The sequence below is a fragment of the Rhizobium sp. LARHSG275 genome (assembly GCF_052871115.1).
In genome coordinates this window covers 161,483-180,837 of sequence record NZ_JBIXJN010000014.1, presented here as the reverse complement: position 1 = coordinate 180,837, position 19,355 = coordinate 161,483, and the positions used below count along the sequence as shown (strand labels likewise).

At 61.1% G+C, this 19,355-nt stretch carries 9 protein-coding genes; 2 read left to right on the top strand and 7 right to left on the bottom strand.

Features of this window, described 5'->3' with window-relative positions; all coding sequences use genetic code 11:
- Window positions 1–212: 212 nt before the first annotated feature.
- The 3 genes from ACIPSK_RS20535 to ACIPSK_RS20525 form a co-directional block, all read right to left on the bottom strand.
- Window positions 213–785, bottom strand: a complete 573-nt coding sequence (locus ACIPSK_RS20535; protein ID WP_017966096.1) for an NADPH-dependent FMN reductase — start codon at window positions 783–785, stop codon at window positions 213–215.
- Window positions 786–976: 191 nt separating this feature from the next.
- A complete protein-coding gene (gene pyc, locus ACIPSK_RS20530) occupies window positions 977–4,441 on the bottom strand; it encodes a pyruvate carboxylase (protein ID WP_017966095.1) in 3,465 nt (1,154 codons plus the stop codon).
- A 216-nt stretch (window positions 4,442–4,657) separates the two neighbouring features.
- Window positions 4,658–5,413 carry an autoinducer binding domain-containing protein gene (locus ACIPSK_RS20525; protein ID WP_162115027.1) on the bottom strand — a complete coding sequence of 252 codons (756 nt, stop codon included), beginning with the start codon at window positions 5,411–5,413 and terminating at the stop codon, window positions 4,658–4,660.
- Between the two features lie 318 nt (window positions 5,414–5,731).
- Here ACIPSK_RS20525 and ACIPSK_RS20520 point away from each other — a divergent pair, with 318 nt between their 5' ends.
- Together ACIPSK_RS20520 and ACIPSK_RS20515 are read left to right on the top strand one after the other, a co-directional pair.
- Window positions 5,732–7,495 (top strand): glucan ABC transporter ATP-binding protein/ permease, encoded by a 1,764-nt coding sequence (locus ACIPSK_RS20520; protein WP_162115026.1) that lies wholly within the window; start codon window positions 5,732–5,734, stop codon window positions 7,493–7,495.
- A 442-nt stretch (window positions 7,496–7,937) separates the two neighbouring features.
- On the top strand, window positions 7,938–8,288 hold the full coding sequence (locus tag ACIPSK_RS20515) for a VOC family protein (RefSeq protein ID WP_162115025.1): 351 nt from the start codon (window positions 7,938–7,940) through the stop codon (window positions 8,286–8,288).
- Window positions 8,289–8,337: 49 nt separating this feature from the next.
- Here the strand turns inward: ACIPSK_RS20515 and ACIPSK_RS20510 are convergent, their stop codons facing one another.
- The 4 genes from ACIPSK_RS20510 to ACIPSK_RS20495 form a co-directional block, all read right to left on the bottom strand.
- The gene (locus tag ACIPSK_RS20510; RefSeq protein ID WP_162115024.1) at window positions 8,338–9,570 is read right to left on the bottom strand and encodes an OpgC family protein; all 1,233 of its coding nucleotides are present in this window, start codon (window positions 9,568–9,570) and stop codon (window positions 8,338–8,340) included.
- Window positions 9,571–9,670: 100 nt separating this feature from the next.
- Window positions 9,671–18,190, bottom strand: a complete 8,520-nt coding sequence (locus ACIPSK_RS20505) for a GH36-type glycosyl hydrolase domain-containing protein (RefSeq protein WP_162115023.1) — start codon at window positions 18,188–18,190, stop codon at window positions 9,671–9,673.
- A gap of 641 nt (window positions 18,191–18,831) precedes the next feature.
- Complete coding sequence (locus tag ACIPSK_RS20500) at window positions 18,832–18,996, bottom strand: hypothetical protein (RefSeq protein WP_017966088.1); 165 nt, start codon at window positions 18,994–18,996, stop codon at window positions 18,832–18,834.
- Between the two features lie 127 nt (window positions 18,997–19,123).
- Window positions 19,124–19,312 (bottom strand): hypothetical protein, encoded by a 189-nt coding sequence (locus tag ACIPSK_RS20495; protein WP_162115022.1) that lies wholly within the window; start codon window positions 19,310–19,312, stop codon window positions 19,124–19,126.
- Window positions 19,313–19,355: the final 43 nt, after the last annotated feature.

Here is a 19,355-nt window from a genome sequence, read left to right as displayed (position 1 = left end):
CCCGAAGATCATCCGAAAAAGGTTTCGCCATCCAGACCGGCCTCCTGCACCCGCCAGAATGGTGAATCTGATTTGCACCAGAAAGGGAATCCCTGTTCCGATTCCGACTAAAACAATCCCGCTCTAGTCCGGAAGACTTTAGGCCGACCTGGCCCAAAATCATCCGGATCTAGTGCCGGGATGCGAACATCCCGGCATTGCTGGAATTCCAATCAGGAAGCGGTGACGACGGCCCGCGCCGCCTTCAGCGCATTACCCCACCAGGTGAGCTGGTCGAGCTGGTTCTTCGCCGCTTCGTTGAGATGCGCGTAATCGCTGAGGCTCTTGCCATCCTTGAGGACGCCGAGATATTCACCAAGCGCGATATGCACGCCGGTTTTCACCGACGTCGCACCCATTTCCACGAAGATCAGACGAAGGTGCTCGACCGCGCGTGCGCCGCCGACGCCGCCGTAGCCGACGAAGCCGACCGGCTTCTGGATAAATTCGCCGAGATCGATGGCGTTCTTCAGAACGGCCGTCGGAGCGTGATTGTACTCGGCAGCGGTGAAGATGAAGCCGTCGAATTCACGCAGCTTCTTTTTCCAGCGCTCTGCCGTCTCGCTTTCAGCGGTCGTCGCACGCTGCTCACCGAAAAAATGCATGGGGTAGTCGAGCAGGTCGAGAACCTCGACCTCGATGTCCTGCCGCTCGGCGGCGATAGCGGCAATCCACTTGGCCGGATGCTCGGCAAAACGGCCAATACGCGTGCTGCCGACGATGACGGCAATCTTCAACTTACTCATGGATATTGTTTCCTGGATTGGTCTTGGGGCGGGTGATGGAAGGCCAAGTTTAGGAGAAAGCCCCCGCGCCGGGCAAGGCGCGGAGGCTGCTAACTATCAGCTTTTTGACAGGCCGATCATACACGATCGGGTGAATGAGCCAGGTTCGCAAAGACGCTGAAGGCGCCTTTTTAACAATGGCCAGTTGCCCTTCAGCCTGCGTAGACGACGAGCAGGTCCTTGGCATCGATCTGATCGCCGGCCCGCACCAGCACCTCGGAAATCGTGCCGTCCTTTTCCGCATGCAGCGCCGTTTCCATCTTCATCGCCTCGATCGAGACGAGCACGTCGCCGGCATTGACGGCCTGGCCGGGCGAGACGAAGACGCGGCTGATGACACCCGGCATCGGCGCACCGACGTGAACGGCATTGCCCGGTTCGGCCTTGCGGCGGACGGCGGTCCCTGTCGCCCCATGGGCCCGGTCCGGCACCTTGATGCGGCGCGGCTGGCCGTTGAGCTCGAAGAAGATGGTCACCATGCCCTGGCTGTCGGTGGCGCTCATCGCCTGGTTGACGATGACGAGCGTCTTGCCGCGCTCGATGTCGGCAAACAGTTCCTCGCCGTCCTTGAGACCGTAGAAATAGGCGGGCGTCGGCAGCACCGAGACCGGGCCGTAGGTATCGGAGGCGAGCGCGAAGTCGGTGAAGACTTTCGGATACATCAGGTAGGAAGCGAATTCGAAGTCGCTGATCTCGCGCTCGAGCTTCGTCTCGATGACTTTACGCTCCGCATCGAGATCGGCCTCCTTGAGCAGCGAGCCGGGACGCACGGTATAGGGCTTGTCGCCCTTCAGCGCCTTCTTCTGCAGCGCTTCAGGCCATCCTGACGGCGGCTGGCCGAGATCGCCCTTCAGCATCGAGACCACCGATTCCGGCAAGGAGACTTCCTTGTCGGGGCTGACGACATCGGCAACCGTCAAGTCCTGGGATACCATCATCAGCGCCATGTCGCCGACGACCTTGGAAGACGGCGTCACCTTGACGATATCGCCGAACATCTGGTTGGCGTCTGCATAGGCCTGCGCCACCTGATGCCAACGGGTCTCGAGGCCGAGCGAGCGGGCTTGTTCCTTGAGGTTGGTGAACTGGCCACCCGGCATTTCATGCAGATAGACTTCGGATGCCGGACCCTTCAGATCGCTTTCGAAGGCGGCATACTGATTGCGCGCCGCTTCCCAATAGAAGGAAACGCGGCGGATCCATTGCGGATCGAGGCCCGGATCGCGCTCCGTACCGCGCAACGCCTCGACGATCGAGCCGAGACAGGGCTGCGAGGTATTGCCGGAAAGCGCATCCATGGCGGCATCGACGGCATCGACGCCGGCATCGACAGCGGCAAGAACGGTCGCGGCCGCAATCCCTGAGGTATCATGCGTGTGGAAATGGATCGGCAGGCTGGTCGCCTCGCGCAGCGCCTTGAACAGAACCTTCGCAGCCGCAGGCTTGAGGAGGCCTGCCATATCCTTGAGTGCGATGATATGCGCGCCGGCCTTCTCGAGCTCGACCGCAAGGTTGGTATAGTATTTCAGATCGTATTTCGGACGGGCCGAGTTCAGGATATCGCCGGTATAGCAGATCGCCGCCTCGCAGAGCTTGTTCTCCTCGGCAATGGCATCCATCGAGACGCGCATGTTCTCGACCCAGTTCAGACAATCGAACACCCGGAAGAGATCGATGCCGCCGCTGGCCGCCTGGCGGACGAAATATTTGACGACATTGTCGGGATAATTGGTGTAGCCGACGCCGTTGGCGCCGCGCAGCAGCATCTGCAGCAGAAGGTTCGGCGCGCCCTCGCGGATCAGCGCCAGGCGCTCCCACGGGTCCTCGGTCAGAAAGCGCATGGAGACGTCGAAGGTCGCGCCGCCCCAGCATTCAAGCGACAGCAGGTTCGGCAGCGCGTGCGCATAGGTGCCGGCAATGCGGGCGATGTCATAGGTGCGCATGCGGGTGGCGAGCAGCGACTGATGGCCGTCGCGCATCGTCGTGTCGGTCAAAAGTACGCGCTTCTCGTTGCGCATCCATTCGCCGAATTTCTTCGGGCCGAGCGTGTCGAGGAGCTGCTTCGTGCCGTCCTTGACCGTGTTGCCGTTGGCGTAGGGAACCACCGGCTCGGCCGCATTTTCCAGCGGCTTCGGCCTGTCCTTGGCTTCAGGGTGGCCATTGACGGTGACGTCGGCGAGATAGGTCAGGAGCTTCGTGGCACGATCCTGGCGCTTCACCTGCTGGAAGAGTTCCGGCGTCGTGTCGATGAAGCGTGTCGTGTAGCTGTTGTCCCTGAACTTGGGATGGCCGATGATCGCTTCGAGGAAGGTCAGGTTGGTTGCCACGCCGCGAATGCGGAATTCGCGCAGCGCCCGGTCCATGCGGGCGATCGCTTCGGATGGGTTGGGCGCCCATGCCGTGACCTTGACGAGAAGCGGATCATAAAAGCGGGTGATGATGGCGCCAGAATAGGAAGTGCCGCCATCGAGGCGGATGCCGAAACCGGATGCTGAGCGATAGGCGGTGATACGGCCGTAATCCGGAATGAAGTTATGCTCCGGATCTTCCGTGGTGATGCGGCATTGCAGCGCATGGCCGTTGAGGCGGATATCTTCCTGACGCGGCACGCCCGATTCCGGGGTGCCGATCGCAAAGCCGTCGAGGATGTGGATCTGCGCCTTGACGATATCGATGCCGGTGACGACTTCGGTCACTGTATGCTCGACCTGGATGCGCGGATTGACCTCGATGAAGTAGAATTTTCCGGTATCGGCATCCATCAGATATTCGACGGTACCGGCGCCGATATAATTGGTCGCGGCCGCGATCTTCAGCGAATAGGCGGCGAGTTCCTGGCGCTGCGCCTCCGAGAGATAGGGAGCCGGGGCGCGCTCGACGACCTTCTGGTTGCGGCGCTGGATCGAGCAGTCACGCTCGAAGAGATGCACGACATTGCCATGCGTATCGCCGAGAACCTGGCTTTCGACATGGCGGGCACGCTCGACGAGCTTTTCCAGATAGACCTCATCCTTGCCGAAGGCGGCCATCGCCTCGCGTTTGGCCTCCGTCACCTCGCGGGCGAGATCCTTCGGATCGCGGATCGCGCGCATGCCGCGCCCGCCGCCGCCCCAGGAAGCCTTCAGCATGACGGGATAACCGATCCCTTCCGCCATCTTCGCCACTTCGGCCATGTCCTCCGGCAGAGGCCCGGTGGCCGGCACCACAGGAACGCCGACCGAGATTGCCAGGTTGCGCGCTGCGACCTTGTTGCCGAGCTGGCGCATCGTATCAGCCCTTGGGCCGATGAAGATGATACCGGCCTTGTTGCAGGCATCGACAAATTCGGGGCTTTCCGACAGCAGGCCATAGCCGGGATGAATGGCATCGGCGCCGGAGAGTTTCGCAACGCGGATCACCTCCTCGATCGACAGATAGCTCTCGATCGGACCCATGTCCTTGGAAAGATGCGGGCCGCGGCCGACCTGGTAGCTCTCGTCCGCCTTGAAGCGGTGCAGCGCCAGCTTGTCCTCTTCCGCCCAGATCGCCACCGTCTTTATTCCAAGTTCGTTGGCCGCACGGAACACGCGAATGGCAATTTCAGAACGATTGGCAACGAGAATCTTGGAAATGGGCAAAACGGTCTCCTCGGACGTTCAGACGCGGGCATGCTGCACCCGCGAAGGAAATTCTTAACTTCTTGTCACAGAAAGTTCAATTTATCTTGCGACTGCGAAATGCAATTTTTCGACATCCTGGAGCAACTCCAGAAAAAGTGCGAAGCGGTTTTCCGTCCGGAGTTGCATCAAAATAAAAACCAGAGCAATTCCGCTTCGATGAGCAGCGGAATTGCTCTAACTTATCAGTCCATGACGGAAGGCAATCGCCACCGCCTGCTGCCTGTTTTTCGCCTTCAGCTTGTTCTGCAGGCCGTTCATATACCAGTCGACCGTGTGGTTTGAGATCTTCAGCATCTTGCTGATCTCCATCGACGTCATGCCTTCGGCGAGATAATGCAGGATTTCCATCTCGCGCCGCGTCAGCGGCGTATCGGCCGGCAACACGGTTTCCAGCGCCGGCGCCTCGCCTTTCAGATCGAGCAGCCGCCAGAAGGCTTTGCGCGCCACCGCCTCCAACAGTGCGATCTCCACCGGCGACAACTCGATCGGCTTGCCGGCGAGACTGAGGCTGGCGAGAATGCCGTTACGTCCGTGGATCGGAAAGATGTAGCCATCCTCCATTCCATGCCCGAAGGCATCGACCATCATCTGCTCCATGCGGCGCTGATGCGCATCCTTGTGGAAGGCCACCATCGCCTCGCGCCAGCGGAAAGGCCGTTGCGCATGAGCGAGATAGCGCACCATCGGATCAATCAGAGCATATTTTTTTGCAGTGTATATTTGCGGCCATTGTTCCGGCCAGCGGCCGGCAAGCGCCGCAGCCCAGGGCTCTGGATTCTGCTGCACCGGGTTCCGCGGCGCATGGCGCAGCAGACCGTAATATTCGAAGCCGCAACCGTGGAGGATCTGCTCCAGTTCGGTGACGACAGCTTCAGGATTTGAGCATCCTTCCAGAATTACAAGTAATTGAATTAACAAATTAATATTCACAAAAATGCCCCTTGCCCGGACCTGATGCCCGCCTGAGGCCGTCGGCGGCTGGTCAAACTGGTCGCGAAACGGTCTTCAATAAATGCAGTCTGTAATTTAATGCTGTGCTAAATATTGAATAAAATGCAAGTGCAAATTGCTGCGAGATATAGCCGGATGGCAATTTCGACGCCACGGCCATCCCGTCGCGTCCTGCGACAGTACCATCGTGTCAGTCATCACATCGACTGAACCCCGAATACTCCGTTAATCGCCCGTTCAGGTAGCCTTTTGTAGCATCGCATCATCCCGTTTTCGCAGATGCACAAGAGGTTCGACGTGACGCTATTTAAGGTCTATGCAAGGGCTCTGCGCTATCTTGGCGTCTACAAGCTGCGCGTATCCCTGGTCGTTGTCGCAAACATTGTTCTTGCGACGATTACCATCGCGGAGCCGATCCTGTTCGGTCGCATTATCGATGCGATTTCGGGCAAGGGCGAGGTCAAGCCCATCCTCTTCATGTGGGCGACTTTCGCCGTCTTCAACACCATTGCTTTCGTCCTGGTGGCCCGCGAGGCCGACCGGCTGGCCCATGGCCGGCGGGCGACGCTGTTGACGGAAGCCTTCGGCCGCATCATTTCCATGCCGCTTGGCTGGCACCATCAGCGCGGTACCTCCAACGCGCTGCATACATTGCTGCGCGCCTGCGAAACGCTGTTCGGCCTCTGGCTGGAATTCATGCGCAACCACCTGTCGACGGTCATCGCGCTTGCCCTTCTGGTGCCGACAGCGATGTCGATGGACCTGCGCCTTTCCGCCGTGCTTATGGTGCTCGCCATTGCCTACTGGCTGATCGGCCGCGTCGTCATGAGCCGCACCAAGGACGGCCAGGCTTCGGTCGAGAACCATTATCACACCGTCTTCTCGCATGTCAGCGACTCGATCAGCAACGTTTCGGTCCTGCACAGCTACAACCGCATCGAAGCCGAAACCCGAGCGCTGAAATCCTTCGCCGACCGTCTGCTCGAAGCTCAGTATCCGGTGCTCGACTGGTGGGCGATCGCCAGCGCACTGAACCGCATGGCGTCGACCATCGCGATGATGGTGGTCCTGATCATCGGCACCATGCTCGTCCAGGCCGGCCAGCTGCGTGTCGGCGACGTCATCGCCTTCATCGGCTTTGCCAACCTGTTGATTGGCCGTCTCGACTTGATGCGCCAGTTCGCGACGCAGATTTTCGAGGCCCGCTCCAAGCTCGAGGACTTCTATACGCTTGAAGACTCGGTGCGTGAACGTGAAGAGCCAGCCGGCAACGGCGAGATCAAGGACGTCAAGGGCGCGGTCGAATTCCGCGACGTCTCCTTCGGCTTCGGCAACAGCTCACAGGGCCTGCACAATGTTTCTTTCTCGGTGAAGGCAGGCCAGACGGTCGCGATCGTCGGCCCGACCGGCGCCGGCAAGACGACACTCGTCAACCTGCTGCAGCGTGTCTACGATGCCCAGGGCGGCAAGATCCTCGTCGACGGCACCGATATCACCAAGGTGACCCGCAAGTCGCTGCGTCGCCACATCGCCACCGTCTTCCAGGATGCGGGCCTGCTGAACCGTTCGATCAGCGACAATATCCGCCTTGGCCGCGAAGGCGCCAGTGAAGAGGAAATGCGCCGTGCAGCCGAAGCCGCCGCCGCTGCCGACTTCATCGAAACCCGCGAGGATCGCTACGATACGCATGTCGGTGAACGAGGCAACAAGCTCTCCGGCGGCGAGCGCCAGCGCATCGCGATTGCCCGCGCCATCCTCAAGGACGCACCGATCCTGGTGCTCGACGAGGCGACCTCGGCGCTCGACGTCGAGACCGAAGCCCGCGTCAAGGCCGCGATCGACAATCTGCGTGAGAATCGCACCACCTTCATCATCGCCCACCGCCTGTCGACGGTCCGCGAAGCCGATATGGTGCTCTTCCTGGATGACGGCCGTGTCGTCGAACAAGGCAGCTTCGACGAGCTTAGCCACAGCAATGGCCGCTTCGCCGCCCTGCTGCGCGCCAGCGGCATCCTGACGGACGAAGAGGTCCGCAAGGCCCATACCACCGAAGCCGCCTGATCGGTTCGGGTTTCAAGATAAAGGCCGGAAGGTAGCTCCTTCCGGCCTTTTTTGTTTGCCTGGGTTAGGCGGCTGCATCGAACTGCATTCAAGATGCCACGCCTTAAGACTTTGCTTTCTCCCAATACCGCTGTGGACGATATGCATTGGCAGTGTGCCGTGTGGCCACCCCCCTCTGCCCTGCCGGGCATCTCCCCCACAAGGAGGGAGATCGGCTGGGCGCGATGGTTTCCCCAACCACTGACCAACTGATGTTCCGCACCGTAGTAGAGAGAGATTGAGGGCCAACCACTGGCCAATCTCCCCACCTGTGGGGGAGATGCCCGGCAGGGCAGAGGGGGGTACCACACGCCATCACGTCGCCATTTCAAGCCAAACCCCAATTGACCACCGTGCCCATGTTCCTACCTTCCGCCTTGTCACCAAGCATCGGAGGAAGCCCATGAAGGTCCTGCGCATCGTCGCCAATATTGAGGCATCGGATATCACGCCGGCCCGGCGCTTCTATCAGGATATCCTCGGTCTTGACGTCATCATGGATCACGGCTGGATCGCGACCTTCGGTGCCGCAAGGCCGATGAACGTCCAGCTGAGCATCGCCAACGAAGGCTGCTCCGGGACGCCGGTGCCTGATCTTTCGATCGAGGTTGATGATCTCGATACGGCTTTCGAAGCGATGTCGGCTGCCGGTTTTCCGATCGAGTACGGCCCGGCCGACGAACCTTGGGGCGTCAGGCGCTTTTATGTGCGCGATCCCTTCGGCAAGCTGGTGAACATCCTCATTCACAATTGAGCCGGCGGCCATCGGTCGCTGGCTCCTCCATGTCGGGCAAATCCGGGCCCTATTTCCGATCGTTCCGGCGATAGGCATTTGCCGTCCCGCCGATGCGGACGGGAACGGGGATGGTATCGGCGACAAGTTTCCCCTTGACCTTTCCCTGCTGGCGCTTGCGCTCGAGATAATAGGCATAGGCGAATTGTGTCGCGACTCCAGCGATTACGAAGAGCGGGCCGACCAGTTGGTCCTTGTTGGTGATGTAGAGCACCACCTGGCCGATCATGGCGAGGATCGTGCCGGCAACGAAAATGTTCAGCGAGTGGCGGCCGAGGATCGTCAGCGGATGGTCCGCAGGACGGCGCAGGATACGCGAGAGTGCCGGGATGCTGATAACGAGATAAGTCAGCGCCAGCACATGTAGCAGCCGCGGCAGCGACAGGAAGGTCTTGTCGAAACCGGTGATGACGGGCGGCAGGCCAAGGGCTGCCAGCGAGTTGCCGAAAATCCAGAGATGGCCGGTCACCCAGATGAAGGACGAGATGACGTAACCGGCAGCGGTCGCCAGCAGCAACGGATGCTGCGGGATCGAGCCGCCGCGCTTGATATGCAGCATCGAGACGATGCCGATCGAAAACAAGAACTGCCAGGAGAGCGGATTGAGGAACCAGTAGCCCTCGATCAGCATGTTGTGCGGCGCCACCTCGTAGATGCCCGCAAGCAGCCAGACCGTGCCCGAGACGCCGAGCGCCAGCCATGGGCTGCGCGCATTTAAGAGCAGGATGATCGGCACCATCAGCATCAGCGCCCCGTACATCGGCAGGATATTGTTGTAGCCGATCTGGTGGCCGAGCAGGAGCAGCGCCGGAATGCCTTCCTTCAGGTTCATCAGAACCGCCAGAATATTGATTTCGACCAGCAACCCCGGCCGATGGAACAGCCAGGCACCGCAGATGAAGAGCGCCAGCGTCATGAAGGTGGTGATCATGTGGGCGAGATAGAGCGTGAAGGCGCGCTTTGCCGCCTTGATCGCCACCGTGAGCCGGTTGCCCGGCTGGAAGCGGCCCCCATAGGCAAGGCCGACGGCAATGCCCGAAATCAGCACGAAGGCTTCGGCGGCATCGGAGAAGCCGAAATTCTTCGTCGTCGCATATTCGAAGATCTGTCCGGGAACATGATTGATGAAGATCATGATCAGCGCCACGCCGCGCAAGACGTCGAGCCTTGTGTCACGCACCGGCGCAGCTGCGGATAGGGAACTGCGCCCCGTGACGATGGCTTCGGTCGGCGTGCTTGCCATGGGTCTCTCCTTATTATCCGATTTGCAAACGCGACGACGGCCAAAAGGGTTCCCTTTTGGCCGTCGCGAATCGCCGTGTTTTTCAGCGTGGAGAACGCTGTTATCCGAGCGGATATCCCTCTTCGGGATCGGTGACTTCGCAGCCGTTTATCGACAGAGTGTAGCCGCTGTCATTGGACGCTTTTGAGACCGAAATGCGGTATTTGCCGCCGCCTTGCTCCACCTCTGCCGCAAAACCGTCCCATTCCGAAGGGAGCGACGGGCGCACGTAGAGCCGGCCGTCTTTCAGCCGGATACCGAGGATGCCCTCGACGGCGGCGCGGTAGAGCCAGCCGGCTGACCCGGTATACCAGGTCCAGCCGCCGCGCGACGTATAAGGCTCGTTTCCGTAGACGTCGGCCGCCACGACATAGGGTTCGACGCGGTATTGCTCCGCTGAAGCCTTGTCGAGCGCGTGGGTGATCGGGTTGAGGATCTGGAAGCAGCGGAAGGCATCGTCGCCCCGCTTCAGCTCCGCCAGCGCCATCACGACCCAGGTCGCTGCATGGGTATATTGCCCGCCGTTTTCGCGCACACCCGGCGGATAGGCCTTGATATAGCCGGGATCCCTGGCGGAATTGACGAAAGGCGGCGTGAACAGCCGGATGATGCGGGCATCCTCGTCGACCAGCTGATCGAGCACCGCATCCATCGCCGTGACGGCGCGGGCCGGATCGCCCTCGCCGGACAGCACGCTCCAGGACTGCGCGATCGAATCGATCCGGCATTCGGGGCTTTCCCTGGAGCCGAGCAGCGCACCGTCGTCGAACGTGCCGCGGCGATAGTAGCCGCCATCCCAGGCCGCAGTTTCCAGCGCCTTCTTCAGTTCGGTGAGATGCGCCGACCAGCGCTCTGCACGGGCCGTGTCGCCGCGCTGCTCGGCATAGGGAACGAAGGAGCGCAATGCCCCCGCCAGGAACCAGCCGAGCCAAACGCTGGTGCCGCGGCCGCCGATGCCGACGCGGTTCATGCCATCGTTCCAGTCGCCGCCAAGAAATAGCGGCAGGCCGTTAGCCCCCTTGCGAGCGATGGCGAGATCGAGCGCCAACGCCGCGTGTTCGTAGACGCTTGCCTTGTCCTCGGAAATCTCCGGCTTGTAGAACGAGTCGTGCTGGCCTTCGAGCAGTGCCGGCCCTTCCAGGAAGGCGATCTCCTCGTCGAGGACGTTTTTGTCGCCGGTGACGTTGCAATAGTGATGGATCGCGTAAGCGAGCCAGACGACGTCGTCCGAAATCAGCGTGCGCACGCCCGCACCCGTTCCCGGCAGCCACCAATGTTGCACGTCGCCTTCGCGGAACTGGCGCGAAGCGGCATTCAGGATCTGCCGGCGGGCAAGCGAGGGTTCGTGCAGCACGAAGGCCAGCGTGTCCTGCAGCTGATCGCGGAAGCCGAAGGCGCCGCTTGCCTGGTAGAAGGCGGTGCGGGCCATGATGCGGCAGCCGAGACTCTGATAAGGCAGCCAGGTATTGACGAGATTGTTCATCCCGCGATCTGGCGTCGATATCTGCAGCCTGCCGGTGAAATCCCGCCAGAAGGAGCGGTTCGCCTCGACGGCATCGTCGAACGAAGCCTTGCGAATATCGGCGATGACAGTGCGCGCTTCTTCTTCCGTCGGCGTATCGCCGAGGAAGAAGGTGAAGTCGCGCTCCTCGCCGGCGCCAAGTTCGATGTCGATCGCAAGCGCCGCGGCCGGATCACCATCGAGTTCGGTCGCGCCGGAAAGCGCGGCGGCCGAGATGACGGACTGCGGCGCCTGGATCGTTCCCGCCTTGCCGATGAATTCGCGCCGGCTTGCCGAGAAGCTCGAAAGCGTCTCGCTCGCCGCGAAGAAGGCGGTGCGGTTGGAAAAATCGATGCTGTAGGGATTGGTGGCAAACAGCGCCCCCGTCTCCTCGTCATGCTGCGACAGGATGAAGGGCACCGTGCGCGCCGGATTGCTGCCGAGGATCCATTCGACATAGCCGTAGAGACGCAGCCTGCGGCTGGCCGAACCGGTATTGCGCAGGCGCAGGCGCTGCAGTTTCACCGGCTTTTCGCGATCGACCGTCTGCGCCAGCTCGAGTGCGATCTCGTGCTGAACGCTGGCAAAGACGGAATAGCCGAGCCCGTGGCGGGCTTCGAAACGGATGTCAGGCCGGCGGGAAAGCGCTGCGAACGGCGTCATGACGGCGCCGCTGTCCAGATCGGTGAGATAGAACGCCTCGCCCGAACGGTTGACCACCGCATCGTTCGACCAGGAGGTCAGCTGATAGTCGCGCGAATTGGCGCTCCAGGTGAATCCGGCGCCCTCCGCCGACACGTGGAAGCCGAACCTGTCGTTGGAGATGACATTGATCCAGGGCTGCGGCGTCGCATGACCTCCGGGCAGGCGAACGACATACTCACGCCCATCTCGGGCAAAGCCGCCGATGCCGTTCCAGAAGTCGAGATCGCCTTCCTCCTCGATGACGACGGCGGGCACGACAGGCGCTGGCACTGGGGCAACACGCTTGACGGGGGGCTTGTTGCGCTCGGCCCGTTCGATCTCCTGCAGTTCCTCCTTCGAGGGCGCAAACAGCGCCACGGCGCGGTTGATCTGGTCGACCACCTTGCCGTTCTTGGTATGCAGCGTGACACGCGAAGCCGCGATCAGCGCGTGATAGGTGCTCTCCTCCATCAAGTCCTTCCGAACCGCGAAGATATGCTGGCGCAATCCGTCGGCCTGGCCGATGCGACGGACGTTCTCGCACATGGCGTCGAGTGCATGCTGCATGTCCTGCGCATAGGAAGAGGCGCGTTCGTTCATGATGACGAGATCGGCGGTGACGCCGCGCGAGCGCAGATATTCCTGCGCCAGCAGCGCCTCGCGGGCGATCTCGAGATCCATGTCGTCGTTGATGCGCAGCGTGAAGATCGGGAAGTCGCCGGAGATTGCCAGCGGCCATAGCGCCGATTGCGACTGCAAGCCGGCCTCGACGGTCGCCTCGTCCTTGCGCAGTTGCATATCGGGATAAACGAGATAGCGTCCGAGATGCTGGAAGGCCGCCGCCTGCTGCGAGGTGACGCCGACATGGCGCATCTGCACCTGCGTGCGTGTCCAGGCCTGAACGAGCTCGTGGGTGAAGGCGTCGGGATGACGGTAGCGATTGACTGCCTTGTCGACTTCGTCGCGGCTCGGCGCCGCAATCGTCCAGAAGATCACGCTGACTTTCTTGCCGGCCGGCACGCGGACGGTGCGACGCAGCGACATGACGGGATCGAGCATGAAACCGTCGCTGCCGGAAAGCGTGGCACCCGGATCGAAGGCCGCCGCATCGGCAAGGCTGCGGCCACGGCCGATGAACTTGCGCCGGTCGGTCTCGAATTCGGTATGGCGGGTGTCGCCGGCATTGTCGACGATCAGATGTGCGATGCTGATGTTCGGTTCGTTCGGGTCGCGCTTGTTGCGTTCGGCGCGGATGACGTCGCCGCGCTTGCCGATCTCGGTCTTGACGAACATCCGGGCGAACGCCGGATGCGCATTGTCGGTGTCGTCGGAGGTGATCACCGGTTCGAGATAGGAGGTGACCTCGATGAAACGGTCCTCCGTGCCCATGTTCAGCAGGGTGACGCGTCGGGCCTCGGCATCATGCTCGGTCGCGATGATGCATTCCACCTCACTTGTGAGGTCACCGACCGTCTTGGTGAACTGCGCCTTCTCGTCGGCAAATTCGACCTTGATTTTTTCGCCTTCGACACCCTTCGGCTCAGATGTCGTCGACCACCATTCGTTGGTGGCGGTATCGCGCAGGAAGATGAAGCTGCCCCAGCGGTCTTCGGTCGGATCGGCTTTCCAGCGGGAAACGGAAAGGCCGTTCCAGCGGGAATAACCGGCACCGGTCGCCGTCAGCATCAGCGAATAGTGACCGTTCGACAGGAACACGAGCTCGCGGTCGCGCGATGCCGGATCGCTGATTTTCCTGAGCTCCGGCCGCAGGAGATCGTCCTGGATGCTGGCCGGCGTGTCGGATTCATGCTTGCCGCTCATGACGGGAATGTCGCGCGGCGCCTTTTCCTGCAGCAGCAGCTCCGCTGCCTCGATGACGGGATCGGAGTGGAAGAGCTCGCGCAGATGACCGTTGAAGGCGACGTTGGCCACCGCCGCGATCGACATGCCGTGATGGTGAGCATAATAATTGTAGACCACCGCGCATTTCTTGCCTTCCGGCACGCGCGTCGGCGTGAAGTCGACGGCGTCGTGGAAACCGAACTTGCCGAGCGCCCCGACCTTGCGCAGCCTCTGCAGGTTTTCGAGCGCGGCCGTCGGGTCGTACTGGCTGGCAAGCAACGATGCATAAGGCGCGATGACGGCATTGTGGCCGAGGCCGCGCTTCAGGCCGAGCGTCGGCACGCCGAAATTCGTGTACTGATAATTGAGGTTGTGGTCGCGGGCATTGAAGGCCGCTTCCGAAATGCCCCAGGGAATGCCGAGCTTGCGGGCATAATTCATCTGTTCGATCACGACCAGATTGTTGGTCTGGTTGAGAATACCCCCGCCGCGCTCCTGCATGACGAGCGGCGGCATCAGATATTCGAACATCGAGCCGGACCAGGAGACCAGCGCACCGCGCGACCCCACAGGTACGACCTGGCGGCCGAGGCGATACCAGTGTTCCGTCGGCAGATCACCCTTGGCGATGCCGAAGAGGCTGGTCAGGCGGCATTCCGAGGCGAGAAGGTCGTAGCAGGCCTGGTCGAGTTCGCCGCTTTCGACGCGGTAGCCGATCGACAGCAGGCGCCGTTCCGGCCGGAACAGGAAGCCGAAATCCATCGAGAAGGCAAGATCGCGGGCCTTGTCGCGCAGCGCCACCAGGCGCGGCCTCAGCGCATCGACTTTGGAAAGATCGAAGGTGCTGTCGGAAATATGCGCCTCGCAGACCTTCACCAGCGATGCCGCCCACAGGGTGACCTCTTCGCTCTGCTTCGACTTGACCTCATGGTCGAGATTGGCGGCGAGTTTCTCGATGTCGCGCGCGAGAACGGCGAGGTTGATGATGCGGATCGAGGCGAATTCGTGCTCGCGCTTGACGGCGGCAAGCGCGTTCTGGAAGCCGACGATGCGCTCCTCCAGGCGCCGGCGCAGCGGGCGCACGGTCTTGCGGTCATCGGGCAGGTCCGCCAGCACTTCGCCGAGAATGCCGGCCGTGTCGCCGACGCCGTCGAGATTGCCCTGCATATGGGCGGACGGCGCCTCCGCCCAGTTGCGACAGGCCGACGAAATCGCGATCAGATGACCGGCGAGATTGCCGCTGTCGACGGCCGAGACATAACGGGGCCCAAGCGTCTGCAGCGTATCGGTGTGGTACCAATTGAACAAATGGCCGCGGAATTTCTCCATTTTGTCGATCGTCGCGATCGTCTGCTCCAGCCGCTCGAGCGTCTCCTCGAAGGAGAACCAGCCGAAATGCCGGCCGGAAACGACGGAAAGCAGATAGACGCCGATATTGGTCGGCGAGGTGCGCGCCGCAACGATCACATGCGGCGTTTCCTGGATATTGTCCGGCGGCAGATAATTCTGCTCGGCCGTCGTGAAGGTTTCGAAATAGCGCCAGGTGCGCCGGGCGATCTTGCGCAGTTCGCTCGACACCGAATCGGCAACTTCGAGCCGATCCTCGGTCTCTGCCGACTGGCTGACATACCAGGCCACCACCGGCGAAAACATCCACAGCAGCGCGAAGGGAATGCCGACGAGGAAGGCGCTGTTGCCGGGAAGGGCTGCAAAACCGAGCGCCAGCAGCGCCAACGCCGGCGCATGCCACATCGCCTTGTAGTAGGAAATCAACGTGCCCTGGCCGCCGGCCTGAACGCTGGCGGCGGTCCGCCACTGCAGCATCAGCTTGCGGCTGACGAAGAGGCGATAGAGTGAACGGCCGATTGCATCCGCCATCATGCAAGCCGAATCGGCGATGAAGACGATACGCAACGCAACCTGCGCATTGGCGGCCGTGATATCGGACCAGACCGTATAGAGATGGGCGCGGGCGATGATATCGCTGGTGCGCGGGATGATGCCGTTGATGAGCGACAGCGTCGGCGCAACGAAGAGGCAGAAGATCAGCAGAATCTGCCAGATAAGCGCGCCGAGCGGACCCATGAAATACCAGCCGAGCACGGAGGCGAAGAACCAGGCGATCGGCGTCAGCGAACGGCGCAGATTGTCGAACATCTTCCAGCGGCCGAGTGCCGTGACGCCGTATTTCGGATTGAACATGTAGGGGAGAAGCTGCCAGTCGCCGCGCGCCCAGCGATGCTGGCGCGAGGTTTCTACCTCGTAGCGGATCGGGAAATCCTCGACCAGTTCGAGATCGGTGACGAGCGCGCAACGCGCCATCGAGCCTTCGAGAAGATCGTGGCTGAGCACGGAGTTCTCGTCGATCCGTCCCTTCAGCGACGCTTCGAAGGCATCGACATGATAAAGGCCCTTGCCGGTGAATGTGCCTTCGCCGGCGAGATCCTGATAGACGTCGGAAACGGTGAAGACATAAGGATCGAGGCCGCGGTTGATCGAAAAGACGCGCTGGAAGACCGACGCGTCCTTGCCCGTCGTCAGCGACGGCGTGACCCGCGGCTGCAGTACGCCATAGCCGCTTTCGACGCGGCCGGTTTTCGGGTTGATGACCGGGCGGTTGATCGGATGATAGAGCTTGCCGACGAGCTTGGTGACGGCATCGCGCATCAGGCGCGTATCGGCATCGAGCGTCATGACATATTGCACCTTGGCCGGCACGGTATTGGCGCCCGGCAGATACGTCGTGTCGCGGTCGCCGCGCAGAAGCATGTTCAGCTCGTGCAGCTTGCCGCGCTTGCGCTCCCAGCCCATCCAGACGCCTTCCGAGGGATTATAGAGGCGACGGCGATGCAACAGGTAGAAACGCGTCTTGCCATCATAGGCATAGCGGGCGGAGAGATTGGCGATCTCGCGCCTGGCATAATCGAGAACCTCGAGATCGGCGGGCGTTTCCTCGGCCTCGCTATCCGGCCAATCGCTGAGCATCGCGAAATAGATCTCGCCACGCGGATTGGCGAGATAATGAACCTCGAGATTGCGCACGTGGTCGTCGACGCTGTCGCGGTTCGAGATCAGGCAGGGCACGACGAGCAGCGTGCGCGCATCCTCCGGAATGCCTTCCTTGAACTCGTAGCCGACGAGGCGCGCCGGCGTCACGAAGAAGGACAGCACGGTGTTGAAGAGACCTGTCGCCCCCTCCGATGCCGGCACTGAGAACATGATCAGCAGCAGGGCGATTTCGAACGCACCCATGCCGGCATTCGCCATGAACTTGCCGACGATCGCCATGGCGATGACCGTCAGCAGCATGACGGGCACGGCAATCGCCAGCCAGTTGAACCGGCGCACCGCACGCACGAAATATTGGATGGCCGTCGGCCGATAGTTCGCCCGCGCCTCGAGTTTCGGCCGCTGCGCGCCCGACAGGAAGCCACCGACATTCGGTTCATGCGGCTGCGGCTCGCCGGAGGCCTTGGCGGCATCGGTCATGTCGAGCGCCAGCTGGGCGATTTCCATTTCCGACAGCGGCGAGCGCTTGGCCAGCTTCTCGATCTGTTTGCGGTATTTGTTACGCGAGCCGGAATCGAGGATACCATAATCCGAATGCTCCCAGAGGAGCTTGTCGACATGGCTGACCTGCTCGACCCAGACCGACCACTCGGCATCATCGATCTCGCGAAGGCTGCGGATGATGTTGCCCATCGTCACGTTGCCGGAAGAGAGCCGGCTGTGTTCGGCCGTCGTCGCCTCTTCGGTGTTGCGGCCGAGCTCTTCCAGCCGCTCGTCGAGCCAGGTGATCGCCAGGCTCGACGTCTGCGAGCCGTCGCGCAAGCGATAGAGGAACTGCGTCGAGAAGGTATTGTCCTCGGCAAGCGGTTCCAACGTCTTCAGATAGGCGGCCGCCGCGGCTGGGTCGGTCAGGCGCACCAATTCGTCGGCCGCCTCGTTGGCGCGGCGGCGCAGGCGGCGGCTGGCTTCGACGCGGCTCGAAATACGGCGAAGGTTTTCCACGAGCACGTAGCGCACGAGGGAGGGCAACGCCCAGAGTTCGCCGATCCTGAGCGTCTCGCTGGCCTGGAAGCCGTCGACCAGTGCCGTCAGACTTTCCTGCGAGATCGTGCTGTGGGTATGGGCGACATAGAGCCAGGCAAGCACAAGGGTGCGCGGTACTTCGACGCCGCCGACGACCATGGTCGGCAATTCGCGATAGAAGCGGCGGGGGAAGTCGCGCCGCACCTCCTGGATCGCCTCTTCGACGATATAGTGATTATCCAGCAGCCATTCTGCCGCCGGCGTGATGGTATCGCCGGCCTCGACATCGGTCGCCGTGGTCCTGTAGACGCGCAGGATTTCCTTCTGGTTTTCCTTATGACGCGCAAAGAAATCGAAGGGGGCGAAAGCCGGCAGCTTGTCGACGCCGTTGCGGGCGACCGCATCGCCCATCGCCTTGATGTCCTCGATGGAAAGATAGGTCGAGCGGATCGAATCGTTATGATCGATCTGCTTCGTCTCGGGTTCGCGCGAAAGGCTCGGAGAAAGATTTGAAATAGACATGGGTTCGGTTCTGGATCCAAACGAAGTTATGGCTGTTTTGCTCGGCCTTTTGCACTGCTTATCATGACTGCTACATGAACGGAGCCCTATTCTTCAAAGATCGATGAAGCCGGGGTGAACGACACCTGGCAAGCGATGCAAACGGGTTAAGCCCTGGTCAGGACACGGCCCGACGGGTGATCGAGACCATCGATAACCTCTCCGCGAAAGCCATGTCGAAAATTTGGACATCCTTGGGAAAATTCAAGTCGGCAGGCATTCCCCGCCGCCCGGCGAGCTTGTCTGGGCGGTGGGAAATGACGAAAATGCCTGGTTCCGGCAATGCAAGAGCTGTTCGATTCCAGAAAAACGAAAGACGCATGATTGCCTCACCATGCTGGCGTCAGTCTGGGCGGCCGGCCCACGCCGTTTGCGCTCAAGATCAAGGCCTTCGTGGGACGCTTCAGATGGCGTAAAAAAATAGAGAAGAATGATGATGGGGGATCGGAATGCCGATCAACCATAACAAAATGCCTCTCGTGATCACTCTCCTTTTGACATTTGAGTGCCAGGAGAATGCCGAGACAAATTGAATGGTCCGGAATTCAATAGAGGCGGAAACCGCCGCAGCGCCGGCATCTGCCGACGCTTCATCCGCCGGATTACCCGACGACGCCGCAAACCATGGCGACCACGAACAGGAACGCCGCGGTGAAGATCGCGCCATGGAGCACCGTCTGAAGCCTGTGGCGCTTGGTGAGCGGCTTCTTGGTCGGCACGGAACCATACTGGTTCACGTGAGCATGCGAAATACCCAGATCTGCCATATGTCGCCTCCGTTGTTCTCGTGCGGCCGGTTGTGCGGCTCGCGCTTATATTCGTATTTTCTCTATCAAGTAGGTAGAGATAAATTTCCGTCCAGAGGGAGCGGAAGAGAAAATTCAACCAGCCCTTTTAGCAGAGCGTGCGCCATGCCCAGATCAACGAGCGCTCGACGGCGTTCTCGTTCTGCGACGGGTTGGAGGAACTCTCGATCAGCCGACGGTCCTTTTCCGCAGGAATGGATGCCGAAATCTGTTCCCGGCGATCGGCTCTCACAGGAGGATCGAGGTAACCCATGGTCATCCCACCGAGAAAGAACATGCATCAACCTCCACCGATCACGAAAGCTAACAGTCGTTAACGG

Excerpts from the sequence above, each read along its gene's own strand:
- ACIPSK_RS20535 (WP_017966096.1), bottom strand. The coding sequence starts at position 785 with ATGAGTAAGTTGAAGATTGCCGTCATCGTCGGCAGCACGCGTATTGGC.
- ACIPSK_RS20515 (WP_162115025.1), top strand. The coding sequence starts at position 7,938 with ATGAAGGTCCTGCGCATCGTCGCCAATATTGAGGCATCGGATATCACG.
- ACIPSK_RS20510 (WP_162115024.1), bottom strand. The coding sequence starts at position 9,570 with ATGGCAAGCACGCCGACCGAAGCCATCGTCACGGGGCGCAGTTCCCTA.
- ACIPSK_RS20505 (WP_162115023.1), bottom strand. The coding sequence starts at position 18,190 with ATGTCTATTTCAAATCTTTCTCCGAGCCTTTCGCGCGAACCCGAGACG.
- ACIPSK_RS20500 (WP_017966088.1), bottom strand. The coding sequence starts at position 18,996 with ATGGCAGATCTGGGTATTTCGCATGCTCACGTGAACCAGTATGGTTCC.
- ACIPSK_RS20495 (WP_162115022.1), bottom strand. The coding sequence starts at position 19,312 with ATGTTCTTTCTCGGTGGGATGACCATGGGTTACCTCGATCCTCCTGTG.